Below are 26,415 nucleotides of genomic sequence, written 5' to 3'. Positions count from 1 at the left end.
GGGCGCGAATCGCGGAATATGTGGTCCAGCGAGTGATGCGACGACAGTCGGTGTAACGTTCATGGGCGTATCCCTCCGATGGATTCTCGCTTCGCACTATCGGCCAACTGCTCTCGATGGTAAGCCGTTATCCCTGTCACGCTTCCGAAACTTTTCAGGGACGGCATCCGACACCGACGGCAAGTCGATGACGGATGCCGCCCCTCGGCCGAGGGTCCGGTCGTTAGCCGGCTGCCGGCGTGGTGCCCAGGATGTCGAGCACGAAGACCAGGGTGTCGGTTCCGCTAATTCCAGCCTCCGGAACGCCCTTGTCGCCGTAGCCATCGGCCGGCGGGATGACAGCGAGAACCTGCGAGCCCACGGCCTGTCCGACCAACGCCTTGCTGAAGCCGGTGATGACGCCGGTGGTGGGGAAGGAGGTGGGACCGGCCGTCGTCCACGAGGAGTCGAAGGTCTTGCCCGTAGCCCAGATCACGCCGGTGTACTCGACAGAAACGGTGTCGCCCTCCGCGACAATTGTGCCAGCACCCTTTTTGAGGTTCGCGATCGTCAGCGTGGCGGGCGGAGCGGTCTTGGGGATCGTGATGGTGGGAGCGCCATCCGCGGCCAGTTTGACCGTCGGCAGCCCGGCGACAACCGGCTGATCGACACCATTGGCCTTGGCGAGAACTACCGGAGGAGCAGCCACCTTCTTCACGTCGATGACGAATACGATTGAACCGTCCTTCGCGGAGCCCGAGCCATCGGCCGGCGGGATCACCGCCACAACCCGGTCTCCGGCGACGGAGCAGGTCAGGGCCTTGACGAGGCCGGGGATGTACTTCGTGCTGTCGACGGTGAGCGCTGTGGCCGGAGCATCCGCGCCGTACTCCGTTGCATCGACCTGCTTGCCGGTTTCGGCATTGAACGCCGAGTACGAGACGTCTACGCTGGAGCCGGCGGTGGCCTTTTCTGTCCCCGTGCCGGTGATCACGACGGAGCGCTCGGTGCTCTTCGGCGTCTCCAGCGGGGTCTTGAACTTCACGGTCGGCGCGGCGTTCAGCGCACCGGTGACAGTGACAGAGTCAGATATCGTGCCGGCCGGCGTGCAGGCCGATGTCGACGCCTGGGGCTTGTCGGCCGACGCGGTGCTGGCGCTACTGGCGCAACCGGTCAGCGCGAGGGCGGCGCCGAAGACGACAAGGAGTATAGGAAGTTTGGGCACAAGTCATCTCTCTGTAGATCGTCGTCACGGTCCGGACGCATCTCTCTAGACTGCCCTGCCACGCTATACAGAACCTGTGTAGGGCCTGAACGACAGCAGAAAAGGGTTCAGTCGTCGAAGCCGCGGGCGATCAGCGCCTCTCCGAGGGCATCCGCCGCATAGAGGGACCGTACGATGACAGGAACGGCGAGTGCACGCACCGAACCACGGATGCCGCGGGCGGCGCGGGCCTCAAGCACTTCGGCGACGATGGCGGAGAGGAGGGGGATACAGCGAATCGTCAGGGCGACAAGTAGGCCGATGCGATCGGCATCGAGCCACCGGCGAAACGGGCGAAGCATCAGTTGGAACGTGTCCAAGACCGCACTGACCGATGTCGTCATCGTGAAGAGAGCGGCCAGGGCCACGGCGATGAGAAGACGTGCCGCCATGAGCCCGGCGATCACCCAACCGGCGAGGAAACCCTGAATCGGAGCGACGATCAGGAGCATCCACAGAATCGGCAGAATCTGACCCAGGGCAGCGCGCACGGGCACCTGAGCGAGCGCGAAGAGGGCGATGACGAAAACCGCCACCCCGGCGATCAGCCAGGGGTCTCGCAGCACGCTCACCGTGATCACGCTCGCCGAGAGCAGCAGCAGCTTGAGTGGCGCCGGTGTGCGATGCACCAGCGAGTTCCCCGGTGAGTAGAGCCCGATCATGCCAGGAGCGCTCGGTAGGCAGACAACGCGGCATCCGGCCGGCCATCTGCGACGACCTCACCGTGTTCGATCACAATGACGCGGTCAAAATTTGCCACCAGATCCAGCTGATGGGTGACGACAATCACCTGTTGCTCGAGCGACGCCAGGAGCTCGCCGATTCGCCGCGAATTTCGCGCGTCGAGCAGTGTTGTCGGCTCGTCGGCAATCACGATCTGAGGCTCGGCGACGAGCACCGCGGCGAGCGCAAGCAGCTGCTTCTGCCCGCCAGAAAGCCGATGTGCCGGATGTTCCGCATGCGCGCTCAATCCGAATCGGTCGAGCGCGGCGGCCGTGCGCTCGGCGATTTCGTCACGGCTGAGCCCCCGTCGACGGAGAGTGAACGCCACGTCTTCCTGCACGGTGGGCATCACGATCTGAGTGTCAGGATTCGTGAATACAAAACCGACCGACCGACGCACTTCGCGGGCGTGGCGAGCGACGTCCAGCCCGTCTACCGTGACTAAACCTGAGGTGGGTGTGACCAGGCCGTTGATCATACGCACGAGCGTGGACTTGCCGGAGCCGTTCGCGCCGACGATGCCGACGCGAGGTTCGGTCACGGTGAGGGTCACGTCTCGAAGGACGACCCGCTCTCCAAACGAGTGGGAGACCCCCGTGAAAGTGATTTCACTCATGCGCTGGCGTTCTGGCGCCGGGGGATGAGCCCGGGATACGCGCGGTGAACCTGCCCGGCGACCACAACTGTGACAACGACCTTGATCAGGTCACCGGGCAGAAACTTAGTCGCATCGATCATCGCGACCCAGAGCGGCACTCCCAGGTTGAGAGCGGTGACAGGAACACCGATCAGATACACGGCGACAATTCCACCGAGCGCCGTCACCGCAAGTGCCGGCCAGAATCGGTATTTCGGAAGTAACAGGGCAGTGAGAGCGCCGATCACTGCCGCGCCGAGCAACCAGCCATAGGGATAGCCGGCGGAGGGCGACGTGGTGAACCAGACCAGTCCGCCGCGTCCGCCCGAGAGAAGCGGGAGCCCAGCCGCGGTCAACACCAGCACCAGCAAAACGGAGAGGAAGCCCTTCCGAGCACCGAGCAGCGCGCCGGCGAGCATCACGCCGAGCGTTTGGAAGGTGAGGGGAACGCCCGTCGCCCCGAGTGAGAGCGCCCCAGGAAGACCGAGTGCGGCGATGAGTGCGGCGAACACGGCAATCTGGGCCAGGTCTCTGGCGGTGAGCGAACGGCGGCTGCGGGTGTCGCGTGGTTCTGTGGCGGCCACGGAGCGGGTCGAAGAAGTCATGTTCTTCAATTTAGAATTCGGGGCGCCGCCGTTGGCGACGACGATCTACAAAGAATTGTGCAGAACTCTAGAGCTGCGTTTCTCGGCGCGCGGTGGAGATCGCATCCGCCGCGCGGACGAGTGCCAGGTGCGAGAGGGCTTGCGGGGTATTGCCGGCCTGATGCCCATGGGTCACGTCGTATTGCTCAGACAACAAACCCACATCGTTGGTGAGATCGACCAGTCGCGTCATCAGCGTCATGGCGTCGTCGACGCGACCGGATGCCGCGTACTGTTCGACCAGCCAGAACGAGCAGGCGAGGAAGGGATTCTCGTCTGAACCGAGCCCGTCGGTGGCGCCCGTGCTGCGGTATCGCATCACGAGACCGTCGCGCATGAGGTCGGCTTCGATCGCGGCGACGGTGCCGAGCATGCGGGGATCTGTCGCCGCGCAGAATCCGACCTGCGGCAGCGCCAGCAGCGAGGCATCCACCTGCTCACTGCCGAAGAATTGGGTGTAGCTGTTTCTGGTCGTGCTGAAGCCGCGATCGTCGATGTCGCGGCGTACTTGGTCACGCAGCGCCGTCCAACGCACCAGGGGCCCCTCGAGCCCGAACTCGGTGATGCCGCGCACGGCTCGGTCGAAGGCGGCCCAGACCATGACGCGGGAATGGGTGAACTCACGAGCCGGTCCCCGCATCTCCCAGATGCCCTGGTCGGAGCGGTGCCAATTCGATTCGAGAAAAGCCATCAGGGCGCGCTGTAGCGGCCAGGAGAAGGCCGATTCGGTGATGCCCGCCTCGCGGGCAGAGTGCAACGCGACCATCACCTCCCCGATGACGTCTAGCTGAAACTGGTCGACCGCCGCGTTTCCGATTCGCACCGGGAAAGAATCACGATAGCCGGGCAGGCTTGTCGACTCGTGCTCCCGAAGCCGCCGTTCTCCGGCGAGACCGTACATGATCTGCACGTCGTTCGGGTCGCCGGCCACCGCACGCAGCAACCAGCTGCGCCAGCCTTTGGCCTCCTCGTCGAAGCCATGAGCGAGAAGCACCTGCAGTGCCAACGAGGCGTCTCGGAGCCAAACGTAGCGGTAGTCCCAATTGCGGTTGCCCCCGAAACTCTCGGGCAGCGAGGTTGTGGCGGCTGCAACAATCCCGCCCGTTGCCTCATGCGTGAGGGCGCGCAACACAAGCATCGAACGCACCACTTCGGCGTGAAACGGACCCTCGTGCGTGCAGCAGCTGGCCCAGTCGTCCCACCAGGCGACGGTGCGCAGATACGCGGCCGCGACATCGGTTGGTGCGGGGATCTTCCGGTGGGAAGGAAACCAGGTGAGTTGAACGTCGACATAGTCGCCGGCTTCGACGACAAACTCGGAGATGTGCCGGTGATCGGACGCGTGCAGACGCGGGCCGCGCATCACTATCGCGTCGGGACCGGCGACTGCGATGAGGCCGTGTGTGGCCTCGCCGGTGAGTTGACGCACCCAGGGAACTGTCGAGGCATAGTCGAACCGGATGCGCACGTCTTCGATCATTTTCACGGATCCCGACAAACCCCGAACCCAGCGCACGACATCGGCTCGACGATCGCCATGCGGCATGAAATCGATCACCTCGACCTGACCGGTGGACGTCGTCCAGACCGTCTTCAAGATGAACGTGTCGCCCATGTAGGACCGAGTGCACGTCGCCGACGGATCTTCTGGCGCGAGTAGCCAACGCCCATGTGCTTCATTGCCGAGGAGGGCCCCGAACATCGACGCGGAGTCAAATCGTGGCAGGCAGAGCCAATCGATGCTGCCATCCAGCCCCACCAAAGCGGCCGAGTGGCAGTCGCTGATCAATGCATAGTCCTCGATATTGAGTGCCATGAAGTCATCTTGACAGCTACGGTGGAGTAATGGTGCAGTCAATTTCGACTCTTCTGGTTTTGGGCGCGAGCGGGGACTTGGCCTCTCGGTTGCTCCTTCCCGCACTGGGCCAATTGCTCACGCGACATCCGGAACGACCCGTGAGGCTGGTCGGCGCTGCGAGTGACGAGCTGACGCATGCTGCGTGGAAGTCAATCGTTCGGGCGTCGTTCGCATCTGCGGAGGCCTCCGGCCCGGCCATCGACGCCCTGCTCGCGACGACGAGCTACCACACCGTGGATGTCACTGACTCGGCGGCTCTCTCGAACCTCCTTGCCGACTGCGAGGGAGATCCCGCGATCTACTTCGCCCTGCCTCCTGCTGTCACAACGCTCGTGTGTGACGCTCTCACGGATGTCACGTTGCCGGACGGGGTCAAGTTGGCTTTGGAGAAGCCGTTCGGAGTCGACGAAGCGGGGGCCGTGGCGCTCAACCACAAGCTGGCGCAGCTCGTTCCCGAGGAGAAGATCTTCCGGATCGACCATTTCCTCGGCCGGTCGACCGTGCTGAACCTGCTCGGCCTTCGCTTCGCGAACCGGGTCTTCGAACCGCTCTGGAGCAATCAACACATTGCCCGCATCGACATCATCTACGACGAGCAGCTGGGTCTCGAGGGTCGGGCCGGCTACTACGACAAGGCCGGGGCGCTGGTCGACATGATCCAAAGTCACCTGTTGCAGGTGATGGCGGTCGTGGCGATGGAACCGCCGTCGACGCTTTCGGCAGCGGATGTTCGCGATGCGAAGGGCCTCGTATTACGGGCAACCAAGCTGCGCGGCGGGAGCCCCAAGCGGTCGAGTCGCCGCGCCCGGTACACCGCCGGAACCGTCGACGAGCAGGTGCTCGGTGCCTACACTGATCAACCCGGGGTGAAGCCCGAGCGTGACACTGAGACGCTCGCCGAGGTGACGGTCGACATCAATACCTGGCGCTGGACCGGCGTGCCGTTCACGCTGCGCTCGGGCAAGGCGCTGGGGCAGCGGCGGCGCGAAATCGTGATCACGTTCAAGCCGGCTCCGCATCTTCCTACTGGGTTGGAGGGACGAGACGACCCGAGCGTGTTGCGCATCATGTTGGCGCCCGACGAAATGGCACTCGAAATCAACATCAATGGTCCAAGCGATCCGCGCGTTCTGGAACGCGCGAGCCTGACCGCGACGTTCGGGCCCGGGCAGCTGTTGGCGTACGGCGAAGTTCTCGAGAGCCTGTTTGACGGCGACCCCGCCTTGTCGGTGCGGGGCGACACCGCGGTGGAATGTTGGCGGATTGTGGCACCGGTTTTGACGGCCTGGCGTGATGGAACGGTACCGCTTGACGACTACCCGGCCGGTACGGCAGGCCCGGCCGATTGGGCTCCGCTCGGCTAAGAAATCTCGCCGGCGAGCGCCATGTTCTGAGCGCCCGTGGGGGCGACGGAGGCGGGGGGAGCGGTATGCGGATCAACCCAGACCGAGATCGGCGCCGGAGTCCACGGGAAGGCCGTGGGTTCGACCGAGCGTTCGCCACGGAGTTCCGCCTTTTCGGTCGCGAGCAGTGTCGTGAGAAGCGTGGCGACTTCGTGAGCTTTCAGGGCATGGAAAAACACATCGGTGTCGTCGGCCGTCCGCGGAATCAATGTCCATTGCCCGGTGGCACCGATGAGTTCGGCGAGTCGATCGTGGAGTAGCTCGAATACCCGTTCATCGCTGAGCTCGGGAAGCGCAGTCTGGATGACGGGAGCGTGAATGACTGGTGCGACGCGACGTCGGCGACCGAACACGAGGAGCCCCTCTCTGAAAAGAATGCAGGCATCTCTAGTGTCGCCGCCACCACGCCATACGCCGCTCTGACACGCCGCAGACTGCGCGGTCAGTCTTCGATTTCGCGCCTGTTGGCCTCCGTGATCACGGTTCCGATGGCGACGGCAGCGCTGGCCGCCCAGCCCACCCAGATCAAGATCAGGCGCCAATCGCGTGGACCATGACGCGTTGCCTGCACGACACTCCAGGCGCCGGTGATCACTCCCAGCATTGCGCTGTTGAAGATGAATCGTCGCATCGCGACCTCCCAGGCTTGTCGAAAGTGGTCTCGTTGAAACCCACAGTACCGGCAAGGATGCCGACTGGTAGCCTCGGAATCATCACACAAGGCGTGGTTCGTCGTAACCCGCCGGACGGGCGCTGCTATTTCTTTACCAACCCAGCAATCAAATTCCTGTGGCCGCGCCACGACGTTTTCGTTCGTGGTGGTGTCCAACCGGCTGCCCGTCGATCATGAGCTCGCCGAGGACGGAACCGCGACGTGGCGCGCGTCACCCGGCGGGCTTGTCACGGCGCTCGAACCGCTGATGCGTGCCTCCGGTGGTGTCTGGGTGGGATGGCCGGGAGTCGCCGACCAGGAGTTCGAGCCATTTGAGAACGACGGAATCTCGCTGGTTCCCGTTTCGCTCAGCCAGCACGATCTGGAGTTCTACTACGAGGGCTTCTCCAATGACACACTCTGGCCGCTCTATCACGACGTGATTTCACCGCCGAGCTTCCACCGGGAGTGGTGGGATTCCTACGTTGAGGTCAACCGCCGATTTGCTGATGCTGTCGCAGCGGTCGCCGCGCCGGGTGCGACAGTGTGGGTGCACGATTATCAGCTCCAACTGGTGCCGCGGATGCTGCGCGAAGCTCGTCCCGACCTGGTGATCGGGTTCTTCAACCACATCCCTTTTCCGCCGTACGGGATCTATTCTCAGTTGCCGTGGCGCAAACAGATCCTCGACGGGCTCCTCGGCGCGGATCTGATCGGATTCCAACGCGTGGCCGATGCCGGAAATTTCTCGCGCGCAGTCCGTCGCCTGTTCGGCTATCCGACGCGGGGCACTGCGATTGACGTTCCCGACGGAGGGCAACGGTTCCGCCGGGTCGTCGCGCGGCACTTCCCGATCTCGATCGATGCCAATGCGTTCGAAGAACTCGCACGGCGACCCGATATTCAGGCACGATCCCGCCAGATTCGAGACGAACTCGGTAACCCGAAGACGATTATTCTCGGGGTGGATCGCCTGGACTACACCAAGGGCATCGGGCACCGATTGAAGGCATACGGTGAGCTTCTGGCCGAAGGCCGGTTGATCGCCGAGGACGTCACTCTGGTGCAGGTGGCAAGTCCCTCCCGCGAGCGCGTCGGAGCCTATATGGATCTCCGTGACGAAATCGAGCTCGCCGTTGGCCGTATGAACGGCGACTACTCGACGATCGGTCACCCGGCAGTGAGCTACCACCACCACGGCTACCCTCGTGAAGAGATGGTCGCCCTCTATCTGGCCGCAGACGTCATGCTCGTGACGGCACTGCGCGACGGGATGAACCTTGTCGCCAAAGAATATGTCGCCGTGCGGTTCGACGAAGACGGTGTTCTCGTACTCAGCGAGTTCACCGGGGCATCCGACCAGCTCAAGCAGGCCGTGTTGATCAATCCGCACGATATCGAAGACGTCAAGTCGGCGATTCTGCTCGCCGTGAATATGCCGAAGCCGGAACGAAAACGGCGGATGCGCGCCCTGCGTCGCAAGGTCTTCGACAACGATGTGGCGGCTTGGTCGGCCTCGTTCCTCGAAACCTTGACCGGGGCCGCGAAGGTGGCGCCGGGTGTGCCGGAGAACCTCGTTGCTGCTCTCAAAGAACTCAGCGCGGCCGACACGCTGCTCGTGGCTCTCGACTTCGACGGCACCATCGCGCCGTATGTCGACGACCCGGACGAGGCCCGCGCGGTCGACGGGGTGGCCGAGGCCGTACGGCGCCTGCTCGACCTTGATGGCGTGCGTGTGGCGTACGTGTCAGGCCGCGCATTGGCGAGCCTGCGCCATGTTGCGGAGCCACCCGAAAACGTGCTCTTGACCGGCTCGCACGGCGTCGAAGTGAAGCTCGACACCCCCACCATTGAACTCAACCTCGTGGCGGGTGAGATCGAACAACTCGAAACCCTGGGCCGGGTTCTGGAACGCATTGCCGGCTCGGTGTCGGGAGCCTGGGTCGAACACAAGCCGGCCGGCCTGGTCTTGCACACCCGAATGGCTAGTCGTGAGGAAGGAATGGCCGCGCAGCGGGAAGCTCGCGCTCAGGTCGAAGAACTTCTTCCGCTCATGACAGTGCGGGAGGGGAAGAACGTGTTGGAATTCTCGGTGCGCTCCCGCACAAAAGGTGATGCCCTCACGCTGCTTCGTGACCACACGGGTGCAGACCGCGTGATGTACGCCGGAGACGACGTGACCGATGAAGACGCTTTTGCCGTGCTGCATGCGGGGGACCTGGGGCTGAAGATCGGTCCGGGAGCCTCGCTGGCGGGGTTCCGTGTGCATGGTCCGGAGGAAGTCGCGCAGGTGTTGGCCCTGCTGGCCGACTTCCGGAGTGCGGCGGTCGCCGCGCGGTCCCGCTAGGTTCGCTGCTGCACTCGGAGGGAGCCGCCGCAGTACGTCGGATGAGGTGGGTCTGAGAGGAGGTTCGGAGAGGTGCGCCGTTGCGGCGTCGCCGAGGTTCTAGACTCTTTGCATGTCTGAGTTCGATCTGAAACCGAGAAGCCGCGTCGTCACCGACGGAATCGAAGCAACTACCTCACGGGGAATGCTTCGTGCCGTTGGAATGGGTGATGCTGATTGGGAGAAGCCCCAGATCGGAATCGCGAGCTCCTGGAACGAAATCACCCCGTGCAATCTGTCGCTCGACCGCCTGGCGCAGGCGTCGAAAGAAGGAGTGCATTCCGGGGGCGGCTACCCGCTGCAGTTCGGCACGATCTCCGTCTCCGACGGCATCTCCATGGGCCATGAGGGAATGCACTTCTCACTCGTCTCCCGGGAGGTTATCGCCGACTCCGTGGAAACCGTCATGATGGCCGAGCGGCTCGACGGCTCCGTGCTGCTGGCCGGCTGCGACAAGTCGCTGCCCGGCATGCTCATGGCCGCCGCGCGTCTCGACCTCGCCTCGGTTTTCCTCTACGCCGGATCGATTGCGCCGGGCTGGGTCAAGCTCTCCGACGGCACCGAAAAAGACATCACCATCATCGACTCTTTTGAAGCGGTCGGCGCGGTCAAGGCCGGCCGGATGACAGTCGAAGACGCCAAGCGCATCGAGTGCGCCTTCGCGCCGGGCGAGGGTGCCTGTGGCGGAATGTACACTGCGAACACCATGGCCAGTGTCGCCGAGGCTCTGGGAATGAGTCTGCCCGGCTCCGCCTCGCCCGCCTCGGCCGACCGCCGTCGTGACTACTACGCGCACCGCTCGGGTGAAGCCGTCGTGAACATGCTGCGTCTCGGTATCACCGCCCGCGACATCCTCACCAAAAAGGCGTTTGAGAACGCGATCGCGGTGGCCATGGCTTTCGGCGGTTCGACCAACGTTGTCTTGCACCTGCTCGCGATCGCCCGTGAGGCCGAGGTCGATCTGACTCTTGACGACTTCAACCGCATCGGCGACACGGTTCCGCACATCGGCGACCTCAAGCCGTTCGGCAAATATGTGATGAACGACGTTGACCGTCACGGTGGAGTGCCGGCCGTGATGGCAGCACTGCTCGAAGCCGGTCTGATTCACGGCGACGCCCTCACTGTCACCGGTAAGACCGTGGCCGAGAACCTGGCCGAGATTAACCCGCCGGAGCTCGACGGCGAAGTCATCCGCACTCTCGACAACCCGATCCACGCCACCGGTGGCCTGACCATCCTCAAGGGCACCTTCGCGCCCGAGGGCGCTGTCGTGAAGACGGCCGGCTTTGACGCATCGATCTTCGAGGGACCCGCCCGCGTGTTCGAGCGGGAGCGTGGCGCGATGGATGCTCTGACAGAAGGCCTGATCAACAAGGGCGACGTGGTCGTCATCCGTTACGAAGGCCCGAAGGGGGGCCCCGGCATGCGCGAGATGCTTGCCATCACCGCGGCCATCAAGGGTGCTGGGCTCGGCAGCGATGTACTACTATTGACTGACGGACGATTCTCAGGCGGCACAACCGGACTGTGCATCGGCCACATAGCACCCGAAGCGGTGGACGCAGGTCCCATCGCCTTCGTGCGCGATGGTGATCTGATACGGGTCGATATCGCAGCTCGCACGCTCGACCTACTTGTCGACGAATCAGAGCTCGCCGCCCGCCGAGAAGGCTGGGCCCCACTGCCCCCGCGCTACACCCGCGGTGTTCTCGCCAAGTACGCCAAGCTTGTTCATTCAGCGGCCGAAGGCGCAATCACCGGGTAATTAGCACCCACCATCCGTTACAGAAGTTGGGAACTCACCTCTCATGACCACGGAATCTATGCCCGTGCCATCTCCATCCACCTCCGCTCAGTCCGCGAGCAGCCAGCGCGGCGACGGCGCAACCGAACCGGTGATGATCACCGGGTCTGATGCAATTCTGCGCACACTCGAGAAACTGGGCGTCACCGATGTCTTCGGCATCCCGGGCGGTGCCGTCATCCCGTTCTACGATGCCCTCATGGCCCAGGATGCGATCCGTCACATCCTCGTGCGGCACGAGCAAGGTGCGGGCCACGCTGCCGAGGGGTACGCCTCGGCGAGCAATCACGTCGGTGTCTGCATCGCGACATCGGGTCCCGGTGCCACCAACCTGGTCACCGCGATCGCCGACGCCTACATGGACTCCGTTCCGCTTTTGGCGATCACGGGCCAGGTGTTCTCAACCCTGATGGGGAGCGACGCTTTTCAGGAGGCCGACATCGTGGGAATCACGATGCCGATCACGAAGCACTCGTTCCTCGTGCGTCGGGCTGAAGACATCTCCGCCGCTGTCGCCGCGGCCTATCACATTGCGTCGACGGGTCGCCCCGGCCCCGTTCTTGTTGACATCACGAAGGACGCTCAGCAGGGCATGACCGCGTTTTCGTGGCCGCCCAAGGTCGACCTGCCCGGCTACCGCCCGATCACCAAGGCGCACGGTAAGCAGGTTCAGGCCGCGGCCCAGCTGCTGGTCAAAGCCACGAAGCCCGTGCTCTATGTCGGCGGTGGCGTCATCCGCGCCCAGGCTTCGAGCGAGCTGTTGGCCCTGGCCGAAGCGACGGGTGCTCCCGTCGTGACCACGCTGATGGCGCGCGGGGCATTCCCCGACTCGCACCAACAGCACCTCGGCATGCCGGGAATGCACGGCACTGTTCCCGCAGTGCTCGCGCTGCAAGAATCAGATTTGATCATTGCGCTCGGCGCTCGGTTCGACGACCGGGTAACCGGGAAGACGAGCGAGTTCGCACCGGGCGCTCAGATTGTTCACGTCGATGTCGACCCGGCCGAGATCTCGAAGATCCGCACGGCAGACGTGCCTATCGTTGGCGATGCCAAGGATGTCATCGCCGACCTCACCGTTGCCTTTGCCGAGGCGAAGGGCGATTCTGAGCTGGACACCGCGGCGTGGTGGAGCTACCTGAACGGTCTGCGCGAGAAGTTCCCGCTCGGTTATACGGAGCCCGCCGACGGTCTGCTGGCCCCCCAGTACGTCATCAAGCGCATCGGCGAGCTGACCGGGCCGGAGGGCATCTATGCCGCCGGTGTGGGCCAGCACCAGATGTGGGCGGCGCAGTTCATCAAGTACGAGCGCCCGAACGCCTGGCTGAACTCCGGTGGCGCCGGAACCATGGGGTACTCGGTTCCCGCCGCGATGGGCGCGAAGGTTGCCCAACCTGACCGAGTGGTCTGGTCGATTGACGGCGACGGATGCTTCCAGATGACCAACCAGGAGTTGGCCACCTGCACCATCAACAACATTCCGATCAAGGTCGCGATCATCAACAACTCGTCGCTCGGCATGGTTCGCCAGTGGCAGACCCTGTTCTATGACGGACGGCACTCGTTCACCGATCTCAACACCGGTCACGACACCCAAATGGTGCCTGACTTCCTGAAGATGGCCGACGCGTACGGTGCCCTCGGCATCCGTGTCACGCGTGCCGACCAGGTCGACGACGCGATCAAGCTGGCACTGGCCACCAACGACCGCCCGGTCGTGATCGACTTCGTGGTCAGCCGTGACGCCATGGTCTGGCCGATGGTGCCGCAGGGCGTCAGTAACAGCCAGGTTCAATATGCCAAAAATCTAGCCCCGACCTGGGAAGAGGAGTAAGCCATGAGCACCCACGTTCTGAGCCTCCTCGTGGAGGACAAACCCGGTCTGCTGACCCGCGTGGCCGGCCTGTTCGCCCGTCGCGGCTTCAATATTGAAAGCCTCGCTGTCGGTCACAGCGAGATCGAAGGGCTCTCGCGCATCACGATCGTCGTTGATGTCGAAGACCAGCCGCTCGAGCAGGTGACCAAGCAGCTCAACAAGCTGATCAACGTCATCAAGATCGTCGAGTTAGACCCTGCACAGTCAGTGTTGCGCGAACACCTTCTCATCAAAGTGCGGGTCGACAACTCGACGCGTTCCCAGGTGCTCGAGGCCGTCACGCTGTTCCGTGCGCGTGTCGTCGACGTGGCGACGGATGCCGTCGTCATCGAGGTCACCGGAGACTCCGGCAAGACTCAGGCGCTGCTTCGGGTGCTTGAACCCTACGGAATCAAAGAGCTGGCGCAGTCCGGCTTGCTTGCGATCGGCCGCGGTTCGAAGTCGATCACAGAACGCGTGTTCAAGAACTAGACCAACCCCCGGTGATCGCACGTGTCGAGATCCGGGTCTCGACAAGCTCGACCAACGATAATCAAGGAGAAATACCCGTGTCAGAGATTTTCTACGACAAAGACGCAGACCTGTCGATCATCCAGGGCAAGAAGGTCGCCGTTATCGGTTACGGCTCGCAGGGCCACGCCCACGCGCAGAACCTGCGCGACTCCGGTGTCGAGGTCGTTGTCGGCCTCAAGGAGGGCTCGAAGTCGACGCCCAAGGCGCAGGAAGCCGGTTTCACCGTGCTGACCGCCGCCGAGGCATCCGCCTGGGCTGACGTCATCGTCATCCTCGCACCCGACCAGGTGCAGCGTCACCTGTACGCTGACGACGTCAAGCCGAACCTGGCTGACGGCAAGACCCTCGTCTTCGGCCACGGATTCAACATCCGCTTCGGCTACATCGAGGCTCCCGAGGGCGTCGATGTCGTCATGGTCGCTCCGAAGGGCCCGGGTCACACCGTGCGCCGCGAGTACGAAGCTGGCCGCGGCGTTCCCGTCATCGTTGCCGTCGAGAAGGATGCGACCGGCAACGCCTGGCCGCTGACCCTGAGCTACGCCAAGGCGATCGGTGGCCTGCGTGCCGGCGGCATCAAGACCACCTTCACCGAAGAGACCGAGACCGACCTGTTCGGTGAGCAGGCTGTGCTCTGTGGTGGCGCGTCGCAGCTCATCCAGTACGGCTTCGAGGTGCTGACCGAGGCCGGTTACCAGCCGCAGGTCGCCTACTTCGAGGTGCTGCACGAGCTCAAGCTCATCGTCGACCTGATGTGGGAGGGTGGCATCGCCAAGCAACGTTGGAGTGTCTCCGACACCGCTGAGTACGGCGACTACGTCTCCGGCCCGCGCGTCATCGACCCGAGTGTCAAGGAAAACATGAAGGCCGTTCTCGCCGACATCCAGAACGGTGCATTCGCAGACCGCTTCATCACGGACCAGGACGCCGGAGCTCCGGAGTTCCTCGCGCTGCGCAAGAAGGGCGAAGAGCACCCGATCGAGGCCACCGGCCGTGAGCTGCGCAAGCTGTTCGCCTGGAACGCGTCGAACGACGACGACTATGTGGATGGCGAAGCCGCCCGCTAGTCTCTCGGCTCGCTGAGTTCAGAAAGCCCGTCTCGACATTGTCGAGACGGGCTTTCTCACGTGTGCGGCACCGTAGGCTAGTCAGGCCGCACGTCAGTGCGTGCGAACGTGTGAAGGGATACCAGCAGTGACGACGACCGATGCATCCGAAATTTGGTGTGGACCGCTGGACGCGGTCGACGAGGGAGGGCTTTCCCGCCCGCGTATCGGCATCGGCGGAATTGCGATCGAGTCAAGCACCTTCTCCCCGCATATCAGCGCCGACGACGCCTTCACGGTGCGTGAGGGCGACGTTTTGCTCGCCTACTATCCGTTCCTCGCTCCAGGTAGTGAGTTGCGCGACGCGGCCGAGTGGCTCCCGCTCATGCAAGGCCGCGCTCTCCCCGGAGGCGCCGTTGCCCGCGAGACCTACGACAGCATGAAGCAGCAGATTCTCGACGGCATCGCAGCGAACGGTCCGTTCGACGGATTCTTCTTTGACATCCACGGGGCCATGAGCGTCGTGGGGCTGGTCGACGCTGAAGCAGACCTGGCGCGCGCCGTTCGCGCCGCCCTCGGCCCCGATGTGCTGATCTCCGCCGCGATGGATTTGCACGGCAATGTGTCCCGGGAACTGCTCGACGAGGTCGACCTCATCACCGCATACCGCATGGCACCGCACGAAGACGAGTGGAACACCAAAGAACGTGCTGTCTTCAACCTGCTGGGCCAGCTTCGTTCCTCGGTCGGCACCGATCCCGCGGCCAGACGCCCGTTCAAGGCCTGGGTGCAGGTTCCCGTGCTTCTGCCGGGTGAGAAGACCAGCACCCGCATCGAACCCGCGGCCAGCATCTATGCGCAGGTTCCTCTGATCGAAGCCCTCGAGGGTGTGCTCGACGCAGCGGTCTGGGTCGGCTATGCCTGGGCTGACGAACCTCGTTGTCAGGCCGCAGTGGTGGTCACCGGCTACGACCAGGCCCTCATTCAGTCCGAGGCGTCACGCCTCGGACGACTCTACTGGGATTCCCGTGCCGATTTCGAATTCGTCGCCGATGCTCTGCCCTTGACGGAGTCGATCGATGCGGCGCTGGCGGCCCCTGACCAGCGCCCATTCGTGATCTCGGACTCGGGTGACAACCCGACGGCGGGTGGTGCCGGAGACGTCTCGTGGACTCTCGGTGAGCTACTCGCCCGCCCCGAGTTCCAGGACGGCGCAGTCAGCGTCATCCACGCGTCGATCTTCGACAGCGCTGCCGTCGAGCAGGCCGTCGCGGCCGGTGTCGGTGCGCACGTCGATCTGCAGGTCGGCGGTCGTGTCGACCCGGGCCCACGTGGTCCCGTCGCGCTGTCCGGCACCGTGTTCTCGATTACCGAAGGCGATCCGATCGCCGGCACCCAGGTTGTCATTCAGTCCGGTGGCGTCCACGCGATTATCACGTCGCGGCGCAAACCTTTCCACTACATTGCAGATTTCACGGCGTTGGGTCTTGATCCGCACTCCACCGACATCGTTGTGGTGAAAATTGGGTATCTGGAGCCAGAACTCTTCGAGCTGGCGGTGGGGTGGAAGCTCGCGCTGACGCCCGGCGGCGTCGATCAGGATCTGCTCCGGCTGGGCCACAGTCACCTCGCGCCCGGCGTCTTCCCGTTCGCTGATGCGGGTGACGATCCGGAGCTCGAAGCCATCGTCACGCGCCGCGTATCCTAACAACCGAACGACGTGATTTTCAGGAGAATAATGCCCACTCGAATTCCAGACGTTGAAATTGCAATTCAGGATGTCGACGGTCTCGGCGTTGCCCTCGCGGTGGGAGCCGACCGGGTCGAGTTGTGCAGCGCCCTCGGTGTCGGCGGCCTGACCCCGTCGATCGGCATCATCGAGTCGACCGTCGAGACCGCCGCTGCAGCGGGCAAACCCGGATTCGTACAGGTGCTGGTGCGCCCGAGGCCGGGCGGATTCGTCTACTCGTCCGCCGAAATCGACACGACGGTGCGTGACATCCGTGCCGCACGGCACGCCGGTGTCGGCGGTGTCGTCGTCGGCGCACTCACGGCTGACAATCGGGTGGATGTCGCAGCCACCCGAGCCTTCATCGATGCGGCGGAGGGGATCACTGTCACGTTCCACCGCGCGATCGATGCCGGGGGAGACCCGATGGCTGCGCTCGACGCGTTGATCGAGCTGGGGGTCGATCGGGTACTGACGTCCGGCGGGTATGAGCGGAGTCTCGACGGCCGCGATGTTCTCGCGGCTTTGGCCACGCGTTCCGCGGGGCGTCTGCAGATCATGGCGGGCGGCGGTGTGAGCGTGGAGAGTATCGTTGCGCTGCGCGCGGCTGGCGTTGACGCCGTGCACCTCTCGGCTAAGCGAGCGGTGAGTACTGCTGGTCCGACCGGTCCCGGCGGTGGGTTGGCGTTCTTCGACGTGACGGATGCCGACGTGGCGGCAGCAGCGGTGGCGGCGGCGCGCAGTACCCTGGAGCCATGACCCCAAAGGATGAACCCGAGGACGCGCTGAGTTGGGCCGGTGACGACGACCCGACGCTGGCCCCCGGACCGAGCGATTCCGCAGAGTTGCCGGAAGGCTGGACTGTCGTGGGCCCGGCGACCGCCCAGACCGCCCAGACCGCCCAGACCACTCACACTCAGCCTGTGGCCGCTCAGAGCGCTGAGCGCCCTCAGGTTGCGGCCGAGGATTCTGACGCCAGAGCAGGCTCGCAGATCGGCAGTTCGATCGCCCTCGTGGGACTGGGAGTGCTCGGCGGTATTTACCTTCTGTATACGATCGGCTGGTTCGTCGGTGTCTCGCGCATTCGCAACCCACTCGCCGACCCAGTGGGCGAATTCATGTTCACGCTCGGGACCTGGCTGGCCGTTGCGGCAGCACCCCTCTGGTTCGGCGCAACATTCTGGTTGACGATCGATCGCCGACGCGTGCGCATCCTCTGGCTGGTGATCGGCGTCGTTCTGCTGGTGCCGATTCCGTTTATCACTGGGGTGGGAGCGCTCTGATGACCGAACTGAATGCCAACACGGATGCCGTGACCGCGGGTGCAGCACAGCGCACCACGCCGCGCTGGCTGAGCCTCGTGATCGCGATCGTCTTCGGGATCTTCTACGTCTACGACATGTGGGAGGCCATCGGAAACCTCGTCGGGCTCAACAACGCGGCGCTGAGTCTTGACACCGCGCTGAGCGGCTGGGGCTGGAGTGTCTTGATCGGTGCCATTGTGTTGCCGGTCGTGGTCTTCGCGCTGGCGTACCTGCTGGGCCGTCAACGCGGGGCGCTGGCGCAGGCCGTGCTCCTCTTCGTGGGTCTGGCCCTGGTGGCGGTGCTCACGCTCGACATCATGGTGACGTTCGGTTTGGGGCGCTTGCTCGTTTAGGTGTGATTTCAGCGCCCACGACAGCCAGTAGAATCGCTTAATATCTGGCGCCCCACGGTCGCGGCGCACGCATCCATTGTCGAATCATGCAATCGAAGGATCTATTTCCGTGTCAAATGCCGCCCTGTCGAAGCCGGTTGTACTGATCGCAGAGGAGCTTTCGCCCGCTACGGTCGATGCGCTGGGCCCCTCCTGCGAGATCCGAAATGTTGATGGCACGGATCGCGCTTCCCTTCTGGCCGAGCTGGCCACGGCATCCGCTGTTCTGGTGCGGTCTGCCACGAAGATGGATGCCGAAGCGATCGCCGCCGCGCCACTGTTGAAGGTCATCGCGCGTGCGGGTGTCGGTCTCGACAACGTCGACATCAAGGCGGCCACGGCGGCCGGCGTCATGGTTGTCAACGCGCCGACGTCGAACATCATCTCGGCGGCAGAGCTCACCGTCGGCCATATTCTGAGCCTGGCCCGCCACATCCCGGCTGCCCACGGCGCCCTGGCCGAAGGCCAGTGGAAGCGCTCGAAGTACACCGGCATCGAACTGTATGAAAAGACCGTCGGCATCATCGGTCTCGGCCGGATCGGGGCCTTGATTACGACCCGACTTCAGGCCTTCGGCGTCAACGTCATCGCCTACGACCCGTACATCACCTCGGCTCGCGCGCAGCAGCTCGGTGTGCGCCCGGTCAGCCTCGATGAGTTGCTTGAGCAGTCGGACTTCATCTCGATCCACATGCCGAAGACCCCCGAGACCACGGGCATGATCGGCGCCGAACAGCTGAAGCGCATGAAGCCGACGGCCTTCGTTGTCAACGTCGCACGCGGTGGGCTGATCGACGAGGCTGCACTGTATGAGGCACTGGTCGCCGGCACGATTGCCGGTGCCGGGCTCGACGTGTTCGTCAGCGAACCGCCGACCAACTCGCCGTTGCTCGGCCTGCCGAACATCATCACCACCCCGCACCTCGGCGCTTCGACCGACGAGGCGCAGGAGAAGGCCGGCGTCTCTGTTGCGAAGTCCGTGCGCCTTGCGCTCGCGGGCGAGCTGGTTCCGGATGCCGTCAACGTGGCCGGTGGAGTGATTGACCCCTACGTCCGCCCCGGAATTCCGATGGTCGAGAAGCTCGGTCAGGTCTTCTCCGGCCTCGCCTCACACAGCCCCCTCACGAGCGTAGACATCGAGGTGCGCGGCGAGCTCGTCGCCTATGACGTCAGCGTTCTCAAGCTGGCCGCACTCAAGGGCATTTTCACGAACGTTGTCAGCGAATCCGTCTCGTACGTGAACGCGCCGCTGCTTGCCGAGCAGCGCGGAATCGCAACCCGGATGATCACGGACGCCGATTCGCCGGAATACCGCAACGTGATCACCTTGCGCGGTGCGCTGGCCGATGGGTCGCAGGTCTCGGTCTCCGGAACCCTCACCGGCACCAAGCAGATCGAAAAGATCGTCGAGATCAACGGCTACGAGGTCGAGGTTCCGTTCGCAAAGAACCTCATCGTCATGCTGTACACCGACCGTCCGGGCATCGTCGCCGTCTACGGCCGCGAGTTTGGCGAGGCCGAGATCAACATTGCCGGCATGCAGATCGCACGCCACGTGGCGGGGGGAAAGGCGCTCAGCGTCCTGACCGTCGACTCGCCGGTTCCGGCAGGCCTGCTCTCCTCGGTGCGCGACGCAATCAGCGCCGACCTGATGGTGGAGATCGACCTCACCGAGTAATTTCTCAGCGGAAAAAGAGGGCGAGCCGTTGCGGCTCGCCCTCTTTTTCGCTGTGGTCGGGCGTCGAGCGCGGGCGTTCAGGCGCGCGGTGGAATAACCCGCGCAATGACGTTCAGCAGCCGGTCGAGCCCGGCCTCCGAGACGTCGTAGCCGGAACTGACGATTCCGTCGGACACGGTCGACTCGTAGTAGAGACCGTCACTGATCAGAGCGACCAACTGTGCGACGTCACGGTCACCCACGGCCTCTTCGATCACCTCGACCCATTGCCGCCGAAAGCCGGCCAACATCTCACTCGCTTGCGGATGCGAGCCCTGGGCCAATCGGGTGACCGCGACGAATGTGCGGTCGAGCGGAGTTCCGGTGCTCGCCGAGGTGCGAATCAAGAAGTCCACCGCGCCCGCGGGTGCCGAGCGGATGTCGAGGATGTCGGCGGCGACAAGCACGCCGAGCCGAGCCAGGAGGCCTTCGATCAATGCGGCCTTCGAGCCGAAATGATAGAGCAGGCCGCCCTTCGACACCCCGGCGGAGGCCGCGACGCCGTCGAGGGTTGCTGCACGCTCTCCATGCTCGATCAGAAGATCCTCAAACGAGTCAAGGAGTCGATCGCGAGTCGGAGTGGGTGGTGCCATTCCCTCAGCGTAGCGAGCAGTGTGGTGAGCCATGGGAATCACTGTACCGGCTGGACGGTATAGTGGACGAACATCCTCGAATGAGAAAGTTGCTTTCCGTGTCCTCCCACACCGGCTCCCATCCCACACTCGCGCCCACATCAGTCGACGCCGACGGACCCCGTGCGGGCCGTCGCGGCTGGTGGGCGCTGGCCGTCCTGATGCTGCCGGTGCTGTTGATTTCGATCGACAACACGGTCTTGAATTTGGCGCTTCCGGCCATTTCTGAAGCGCTGAAGCCGAGCGGCACCGAGCTGCTCTGGATGATCGACATTTACCCACTCGTGCTCGCGGCCCTGCTCGTGTCGATGGGGAGCCTGGGGGACCGCGTTGGTCGCCGCACGCTTCTTCTGGTCGGCTCGGCCGGTTTCGGTGTCGTCTCGGTGCTGGCGTCATTTTCGACGAGCATCGAATTACTGATCATTGCCCGCGGAACGCTCGGATTCTTCGGCGCGATGCTGATGCCGTCGACCATGTCACTGCTGCGTTCGATCTTCACGAATCGCGACCAGCGGCGGCTCGCGATCGCGATCTGGGCGAGCGGGTTCGCCGCCGGATCGGCATTTGGTCCCGTCATCGGGGGATTCCTGCTCGAGCACTACGCCTGGGGTTCCGTCTTCCTGCTCGCCGTGCCATTCCTCGTGCCACTGTTCATTTTCGTACCGATGCTGGTGCCCGAATCCCGCGACCCCGACCCGGGGCGCATCGACGTGATCAGCATCCTGCTCTCGCTCGCGGCCATGGCGCCGGTGGTCTTTGGGATCAAGACGTTCGCCGAACGCGGGTTGGAGGTTGTTCCTGTCGTGTCGGTGCTGATCGGACTCGGCGCGGGCGTTCTTTTCGTGCGCCGTCAGTCCCGCCTCAGCCATCCCATGCTGGACCTCCGGCTGTTTCATCGAGGAGCGTTCAGTGGCGCGATCGGGGTGAACCTGCTGAGCGTTGTCGCTCTCGTCGGCGGACTGTTCTTCGTCTCGCAGTACCTGCAGCTCGTCCTGGGACTGTCACCGCTTACTGCCGGTCTCGTGCTGGTGCCGGGCCTGATTGTCATGATCGCATCCGGCCTCGTGGTCGTGCCCATCGCCCGGCGAGTGCGTCCGGCCATTCTGATTCCGATCGGTTTGCTCATTTCGGCATCCGGTTACGCCGCAGTGGCGCTGATCGGCGACGGCATCACGGCGGTTGGTATCGGCGTTGTGTTTGTCGCCCTGGGCGTTGGTATCGGTGCCGCCGAGACGGTCTCGAACGAGTTGGTCATCGCGAATGCGCCGGCCGAGAAAATGGGAGCGGCTTCGGCGGTGAGCGAGACAGCGTATGAATTGGGCGCGGTGCTCGGCACAGCTATCCTCGGCACGATTCTGACGGCTGCCTACCGCAACGCGGTTGTGCTGCCGGACGGCCTGAGCGCCGCCCAGCAGGAAGCCGCCCACGAAACGTTGGGGGGCGCTGTTGCCGTCGCCGAGCAGTTGCCGACGGAAATCGCCTCCGAACTTCTGGTGTCGGCGCAGCACGCCTTCGCAAGTGGAATCGGGCCGACGGCGTGGATCGGGGCCGGGCTGGTGCTCGCCGCCGCGGTCGTGGCCGTCACCACACTCCGAAAGGCCCACTAGCCCCGTCAGGTCGCAGTAGGGTTTATTGACCACACCCATACGACACACGGAGCGCTATGTCACGTCAGATCAAGCTTGCACTCATTCCCGGCGACGGCATCGGGCCGGAAGTCGTCGCCGAGGCCGTCAAGGTGCTCGACGCCGTGACCGCCGGATCCGACGTGCAGATCGACAAGACGCACTTCTCGCTGGGGGCGGCTCGGTTCCTCGAGACCGGCGATGTGCTCACCGACGCTGACCTTGCGGCGATCTCCTCCCACGACGCCATCCTGCTGGGCGCGGTCGGGGGAGTACCGGGCGATCCGCGTTTGGCGAACGCCAACATCGAGCGTGGGCTGCTGCTGAAACTCCGCTTCAGCCTCGACCACTACGTGAACCTGCGCCCGAGTGTGCTGTTCCCCGGTGTCGCCAGCCCGCTCGCAGAGCCCGGCGACGTCGACTTCCTCGTCGTGCGCGAAGGCACAGAAGGCCCGTACGTGGGTAACGGTGGGGTCATTCGGCAGGGAACTCCGCATGAGATCGCGAACGAGGTCTCGGTCAACACGGCCTATGGCGTCGAGCGCGTTGTGCGCTACGCCTTCGAGGCGGCGCGTGCGCGCTCGCGCAAGAAGCTGACCCTCGTGCACAAGACCAACGTTCTCGTTTTCTCGGGCAGCCTGTGGCAGCGCACCACGAACGCCGTGGCGGCCGAATACCCCGACGTGGCGGTCGACTACCTGCACGTCGACGCCGCGACGATTTTTCTTGTCACCAACCCGAGTAGATTTGATGTCATCGTCACGGACAACCTCTTTGGCGACATTCTGACCGATCTTGCAGCCGCAATCAGCGGCGGCATCGGCCTGGCGGCATCCGGGAATATCAACCCCGATGGCCACTTCCCCAGCATGTTCGAACCGGTCCACGGTTCGGCGCCCGATATTGCGGGCATGCAGGTGGCCGACCCGACCGCGGCAATTCTTTCTGTCGCCCTCCTGCTCGACCATCTCGGCCTCGCGGATGCCGCTGCCCGCGTGAGTGCAGCGGTGACCGCCGATATCGCCGCCCGGCGGGGTACCGATGCCCCGGCATCACGCACGACGAGTGCCGTTGGCGACGCGATCGTCGCCCGACTGAGTAACTAATAAACAGCGCCTGACCGAGCGCACTGCAAAGACAAAGGATCTTCTATGACCGACGCATCCGCCACCACGTTCCCGCTGAGCTTCGCCCTCACTCCGTCTCAGGCGGCTCGCGCCGACGCTGAGCGTGAGGCCGTCTTGGCCGACCCCGGCTTCGGTAAGCACTTCACCGACCACATGGTCACAATCGACTGGACGGTCGAGGCAGGCTGGCACGACGCTCGTGTCGTTCCCTACGGCCCGCTTCAGATTGACCCGGCCTCGGCCGTGCTGCACTACGCCCAGGAGATCTTCGAGGGGCTGAAGGCATACCGTCATGCCGACGGCTCCATCTGGACGTTCCGCCCCGAGAAGAACGCCGAGCGCCTGCAGCGTTCAGCCCGCCGCTTGGCGCTGCCCGAGTTGTCTGTCGCTGACTTCATCGAGTCGGTCACGCAGCTCGTGCGGATCGACTCGAGCTGGGTGCCGACCGCAGCAGAGGCAAGCCTCTATCTGCGCCCGTTCATGATCGCCAACGAGAACTTCCTGGGCGTGCGCGCGGCTCAGACTGTGGCCTTTCACGTCATCGCGAGTCCGGCCGGCGCCTACTTTTCCAACGGCGTCGCACCGGTGAAGATCTGGCTCTCGTCGGAATACTCGCGTGCCGGTCGCGGTGGAACGGGAGCGGCGAAGTGCGGCGGCAACTACGCAGCGTCCCTTCTGCCTCAGATGGAGGCAGCCGAAAACGGATGCGCGCAGGTTCTCTTCCTCGACGGTGAGACCGGAACCCACGTCGACGAACTCGGAGGGATGAACGTCTTCTTCGTGTACGGCACCGATCGCCTCGTCACCCCGCGCCTGACCGGCACAATCCTCGAGGGCGTCACTCGCGACAGCATCATCCAGCTCGCACAGGACCGCGGGATGACGGTGGACGAGCGTGACGTGAGCATTGCCGAGTGGCGCGACGGTGTCGCATCCGGAGCCATCACCGAGGTCTTCGCCTGTGGCACGGCCGCCGTTATCACTCCAATTTCGCAGCTCAAGGCCGCGGATTTCGAGATCGGCGATGCCGATTCCCCGGCCGGCACCATCACGATGGCGCTGCGGGAAGAACTCACCGATATCCAGCACGGACGTCGCCCAGACCGCCACGGCTGGCTGACGCGCCTCGACGCGTAGTCGTCCGGCAAACCCCGAACGGAACACCATGAAAATCGCACGCTTCGCCCACCAGAACGCCATCGCCTACGGAATCATCGACGACGAAGATCTGGTGGTGTTGAAGGGCGACCCGCTGTTTGCCGGGTTCGAGCCGACGGGGGATCGCGTACCGCTTCACGGTGTCACGCTGCTGGCCCCCGTCATTCCCCGTTCCAAGGTCGTGGCGGTGGGCAAGAACTATCACGACCACGCGGCAGAAATGGGCGGCGAGGCACCTGCCGCACCGCTGCTGTTCCTCAAGCCGAACACCGCCGTCGTCGGCCCTGGAGACGCGATCGTCCTTCCGCCGCAGTCGAGCCAGATTGAGCACGAGGGCGAGTTGGCCATCGTGATTGGGCGGATTGCGAAGAACGTCTCGGCCGAGAATGCCGAGCGGTATATCTTCGGCTACACCGTGGCCAACGACGTGACGGCTCGTGACCTGCAGCACGCAGACGGCCAGTGGGCCAGGGCCAAGGGTTTTGACACGTTCTGCCCACTTGGCCCGGTTATCGAGACGGAGCTCGACGTCGATGAACAGACCATTCAAACGCGTGTGAACGGTGAGGTGCGCCAGTCGGGCGTGCTGGCCGACATGGTGCATAAGGTGGGGGCGATCGTCGAGTACGCGTCGAGCGTCTGGACGCTGCTTCCCGGCGACGTGATTCTGACGGGAACACCGGCCGGTGTCGGCCCGATCGAGAATGGTGACACGGTCGAGGTCGAGATCAGCGGCATCGGAGTCCTCCGGAATCCTGTCGTACGCGCCTAGCGCGACGGGCCACCCTGAGCGCTAAGCCAGGGCGTTGAGCGCATCGGCGACGTCGGTGGCGTCATTCCAGAGATGGAAGGCGGCGCGAGCCCGTCCGGCGCGGGCCGAGGCGGTGATGCCCGCGTGAGCGAGCCGAGAGACGTCGTTTTCGGCGGCATCCGGCCAGGTGACAATCGCCTGCCCTTGGCGGGGGATGCCGAGGCCATCGCAGAGGGCGTCGCCGAGCCCGACGGCGTGATCGCGCACAGCAGCGATATCGAGGCGGCTGAAAAGTTCGAGGGCCGGGCGGGCGCCAACCCAGGCCGGCCAGGCCGGAGAGACATCGAAGCGGCGGGCATCGGCTGCCAGGTTCATTTCGGGGCCGTAGCACGAGGCCCACGGGTTGCCTCCGGCATACCAGCCGACCTGGCTGGGGCGGAGACGGGGCAGAAAATCGTCTGACACCGTGAGGAACGCGACGCCGCGTGGCGAACAGAGCCATTTATACGCGTGGCAGGCCGTTGCGTCGAAGAGCGATGCGTTCACGGGAAGCCAGCCCGTGGCTTGCGTGGTGTCGCAGAACGTGCGCGCGCCGTGCGCTCGTGCGGCGGCGACGATCGAATCCGTGTCGGCGAGAGCGCCCGTCGCAGACTGCACGAGCGAAAATGCGACGAGCCAGGTGCGGGGGCCGATGTGATCGGCCAGGGTGTCGAGTGAAGCGTGCCGCACCGTGACGCCGCGGTGGGCCTGAGCGAGAAAGGGGAACACCATCGAGCTGAAGTCGCCGTCGACGCAGAGAACTTCGGCGCCATCCGGCACGGATGCGGCGAGAAGGTTGGCCATCACCGAGACCTGTGAGCCAATTGCGACCTGCGCCGGGCGCACGTTGACGAGGGCTGCGTACGTGCTTCGCACGTCATCGACAACGGCGCCATAATGGCCGGGATTCGCCCGACCGGCGGCCCAGTCTTGTGCGTCCTGGGTGAGAGCGTCGACGGTATCGCGGCTGGGGAGCCCCATCGTGCACGCCGCGAGGTAGCCGCGCGCCACACCGTACCGAGATTGGGCGTCGGCGAGACTGAGAACGGCTGTGTCGGGCGTGATGTCGGCTGGTGCTGGCATGGTGACAGCTTGCCCCGAGGCAATATATTCGACAACCGCCGGTAGATGATGCAAAGCATAAGGTCCCGTTATG

The 26,415-nt window shown here is 64.2% G+C and carries 24 protein-coding genes; 15 read left to right on the top strand and 9 right to left on the bottom strand.

Going from position 1 to position 26,415, the window contains the following annotated elements; all coding sequences use genetic code 11:
- Positions 1–223 precede the first annotated feature (223 nt).
- From HNR05_RS06760 to HNR05_RS06740, 5 genes are all read right to left on the bottom strand, one after another.
- Positions 224–1,204, bottom strand: coding sequence for an FKBP-type peptidyl-prolyl cis-trans isomerase (locus HNR05_RS06760; protein WP_179578325.1), 981 nt, complete (start codon positions 1,202–1,204; stop codon positions 224–226).
- A gap of 107 nt (positions 1,205–1,311) precedes the next feature.
- Complete coding sequence (locus tag HNR05_RS06755) at positions 1,312–1,872, bottom strand: CbiQ family ECF transporter T component (RefSeq protein ID WP_218868829.1); 561 nt, start codon at positions 1,870–1,872, stop codon at positions 1,312–1,314.
- Positions 1,873–1,901: 29 nt separating this feature from the next.
- A complete protein-coding gene (locus HNR05_RS06750; RefSeq protein WP_179578323.1) occupies positions 1,902–2,582 on the bottom strand; it encodes an energy-coupling factor ABC transporter ATP-binding protein in 681 nt (226 codons plus the stop codon).
- Positions 2,579–3,208 carry a biotin transporter BioY gene (locus HNR05_RS06745; protein WP_179578322.1) on the bottom strand — a complete coding sequence of 210 codons (630 nt, stop codon included), beginning with the start codon at positions 3,206–3,208 and terminating at the stop codon, positions 2,579–2,581. The genes HNR05_RS06750 and HNR05_RS06745 overlap by 4 nt, the downstream gene beginning before the upstream one ends.
- Before the next feature lie 67 nt (positions 3,209–3,275).
- A complete protein-coding gene (locus HNR05_RS06740; protein WP_179578321.1) occupies positions 3,276–5,063 on the bottom strand; it encodes a glycoside hydrolase family 15 protein in 1,788 nt (595 codons plus the stop codon).
- A gap of 29 nt (positions 5,064–5,092) precedes the next feature.
- Here HNR05_RS06740 and HNR05_RS06735 point away from each other — a divergent pair, with 29 nt between their 5' ends.
- Positions 5,093–6,469 carry a glucose-6-phosphate dehydrogenase gene (locus HNR05_RS06735; protein ID WP_179578320.1) on the top strand — a complete coding sequence of 459 codons (1,377 nt, stop codon included), beginning with the start codon at positions 5,093–5,095 and terminating at the stop codon, positions 6,467–6,469.
- Here the strand turns inward: HNR05_RS06735 and HNR05_RS06730 are convergent.
- Together HNR05_RS06730 and HNR05_RS06725 are read right to left on the bottom strand one after the other, a co-directional pair.
- The gene (locus HNR05_RS06730) at positions 6,466–6,861 is read right to left on the bottom strand and encodes a hypothetical protein (RefSeq protein WP_179578319.1); all 396 of its coding nucleotides are present in this window, start codon (positions 6,859–6,861) and stop codon (positions 6,466–6,468) included. The two genes, HNR05_RS06735 and HNR05_RS06730, sit on opposite strands and share 4 nt — an antisense overlap.
- A gap of 89 nt (positions 6,862–6,950) precedes the next feature.
- A complete protein-coding gene (locus HNR05_RS06725) occupies positions 6,951–7,139 on the bottom strand; it encodes a hypothetical protein (RefSeq protein WP_179578318.1) in 189 nt (62 codons plus the stop codon).
- Between the two features lie 184 nt (positions 7,140–7,323).
- Between HNR05_RS06725 and HNR05_RS06720 the strand changes: the two genes are divergently transcribed.
- The 10 genes from HNR05_RS06720 (at position 7,324) to serA (ending at position 19,888) form a co-directional block, all read left to right on the top strand.
- Positions 7,324–9,507 carry a bifunctional alpha,alpha-trehalose-phosphate synthase (UDP-forming)/trehalose-phosphatase gene (locus tag HNR05_RS06720; RefSeq protein WP_343062491.1) on the top strand — a complete coding sequence of 728 codons (2,184 nt, stop codon included), beginning with the start codon at positions 7,324–7,326 and terminating at the stop codon, positions 9,505–9,507.
- A 112-nt stretch (positions 9,508–9,619) separates the two neighbouring features.
- Positions 9,620–11,314: a dihydroxy-acid dehydratase gene (gene ilvD / locus HNR05_RS06715; protein ID WP_179578317.1), complete on the top strand. Its 1,695-nt coding sequence runs from the start codon at positions 9,620–9,622 to the stop codon at positions 11,312–11,314.
- 133 nt (positions 11,315–11,447) lie between these two features.
- Positions 11,448–13,187 carry an acetolactate synthase large subunit gene (locus HNR05_RS06710; RefSeq protein WP_425485101.1) on the top strand — a complete coding sequence of 580 codons (1,740 nt, stop codon included), beginning with the start codon at positions 11,448–11,450 and terminating at the stop codon, positions 13,185–13,187.
- 3 nt (positions 13,188–13,190) lie between these two features.
- Positions 13,191–13,700 (top strand): acetolactate synthase small subunit, encoded by a 510-nt coding sequence (gene ilvN, locus HNR05_RS06705; RefSeq protein ID WP_179578315.1) that lies wholly within the window; start codon positions 13,191–13,193, stop codon positions 13,698–13,700.
- 77 nt (positions 13,701–13,777) lie between these two features.
- Complete coding sequence (gene ilvC / locus HNR05_RS06700) at positions 13,778–14,806, top strand: ketol-acid reductoisomerase (RefSeq protein WP_179578314.1); 1,029 nt, start codon at positions 13,778–13,780, stop codon at positions 14,804–14,806.
- A gap of 166 nt (positions 14,807–14,972) precedes the next feature.
- Positions 14,973–16,493: a M81 family metallopeptidase gene (locus HNR05_RS06695; protein ID WP_218869054.1), complete on the top strand. Its 1,521-nt coding sequence runs from the start codon at positions 14,973–14,975 to the stop codon at positions 16,491–16,493.
- Positions 16,494–16,523: 30 nt separating this feature from the next.
- The gene (locus HNR05_RS06690) at positions 16,524–17,273 is read left to right on the top strand and encodes a copper homeostasis protein CutC (protein WP_179578312.1); all 750 of its coding nucleotides are present in this window, start codon (positions 16,524–16,526) and stop codon (positions 17,271–17,273) included.
- A complete protein-coding gene (locus HNR05_RS06685; RefSeq protein ID WP_179578311.1) occupies positions 17,270–17,797 on the top strand; it encodes a DNA polymerase III subunit gamma/tau in 528 nt (175 codons plus the stop codon). Before HNR05_RS06690 ends, HNR05_RS06685 begins: the two co-directional genes overlap by 4 nt.
- A complete protein-coding gene (locus tag HNR05_RS06680) occupies positions 17,797–18,171 on the top strand; it encodes a hypothetical protein (RefSeq protein WP_179578310.1) in 375 nt (124 codons plus the stop codon). The genes HNR05_RS06685 and HNR05_RS06680 overlap by 1 nt, the downstream gene beginning before the upstream one ends.
- Positions 18,172–18,295: 124 nt before the next feature.
- Positions 18,296–19,888 carry a phosphoglycerate dehydrogenase gene (gene serA / locus HNR05_RS06675; protein WP_179580644.1) on the top strand — a complete coding sequence of 531 codons (1,593 nt, stop codon included), beginning with the start codon at positions 18,296–18,298 and terminating at the stop codon, positions 19,886–19,888.
- A gap of 77 nt (positions 19,889–19,965) precedes the next feature.
- Here the strand turns inward: serA and HNR05_RS06670 are convergent, their stop codons facing one another.
- Positions 19,966–20,553 (bottom strand): TetR/AcrR family transcriptional regulator, encoded by a 588-nt coding sequence (locus HNR05_RS06670; protein ID WP_246318364.1) that lies wholly within the window; start codon positions 20,551–20,553, stop codon positions 19,966–19,968.
- A 47-nt stretch (positions 20,554–20,600) separates the two neighbouring features.
- On the opposite strand from HNR05_RS06670, the gene HNR05_RS06665 reads away from it, so the two are divergent.
- The 4 genes from HNR05_RS06665 to HNR05_RS06650 are packed head-to-tail and all read left to right on the top strand — an operon-like array spanning position 20,601 to position 25,241.
- Entirely contained in the window at positions 20,601–22,166 is a 1,566-nt protein-coding gene (locus HNR05_RS06665) for an MFS transporter (RefSeq protein ID WP_179578309.1), read from the top strand.
- Positions 22,167–22,222: 56 nt separating this feature from the next.
- Positions 22,223–23,290 carry a 3-isopropylmalate dehydrogenase gene (locus tag HNR05_RS06660; RefSeq protein ID WP_179578308.1) on the top strand — a complete coding sequence of 356 codons (1,068 nt, stop codon included), beginning with the start codon at positions 22,223–22,225 and terminating at the stop codon, positions 23,288–23,290.
- 45 nt (positions 23,291–23,335) lie between these two features.
- The gene (locus HNR05_RS06655) at positions 23,336–24,448 is read left to right on the top strand and encodes a branched-chain amino acid aminotransferase (RefSeq protein WP_179578307.1); all 1,113 of its coding nucleotides are present in this window, start codon (positions 23,336–23,338) and stop codon (positions 24,446–24,448) included.
- 28 nt (positions 24,449–24,476) lie between these two features.
- Positions 24,477–25,241 (top strand): fumarylacetoacetate hydrolase family protein, encoded by a 765-nt coding sequence (locus HNR05_RS06650; RefSeq protein ID WP_179578306.1) that lies wholly within the window; start codon positions 24,477–24,479, stop codon positions 25,239–25,241.
- 21 nt (positions 25,242–25,262) lie between these two features.
- On the opposite strand, the gene HNR05_RS06645 is transcribed toward HNR05_RS06650, so the two are convergent.
- Positions 25,263–26,342, bottom strand: coding sequence for an aminotransferase class V-fold PLP-dependent enzyme (locus tag HNR05_RS06645; protein WP_179578305.1), 1,080 nt, complete (start codon positions 26,340–26,342; stop codon positions 25,263–25,265).
- Positions 26,343–26,415 lie beyond the last annotated feature (73 nt).

It is taken from the genome of Leifsonia psychrotolerans (genome assembly GCF_013410665.1).
GTDB classification, from domain to species: Bacteria; Actinomycetota; Actinomycetes; order Actinomycetales; family Microbacteriaceae; genus Cryobacterium; species Cryobacterium psychrotolerans_A.
The sequence above is the reverse complement of the archived record's forward strand: the minus strand, read 5'-3'. Positions and strand labels throughout refer to the sequence as shown.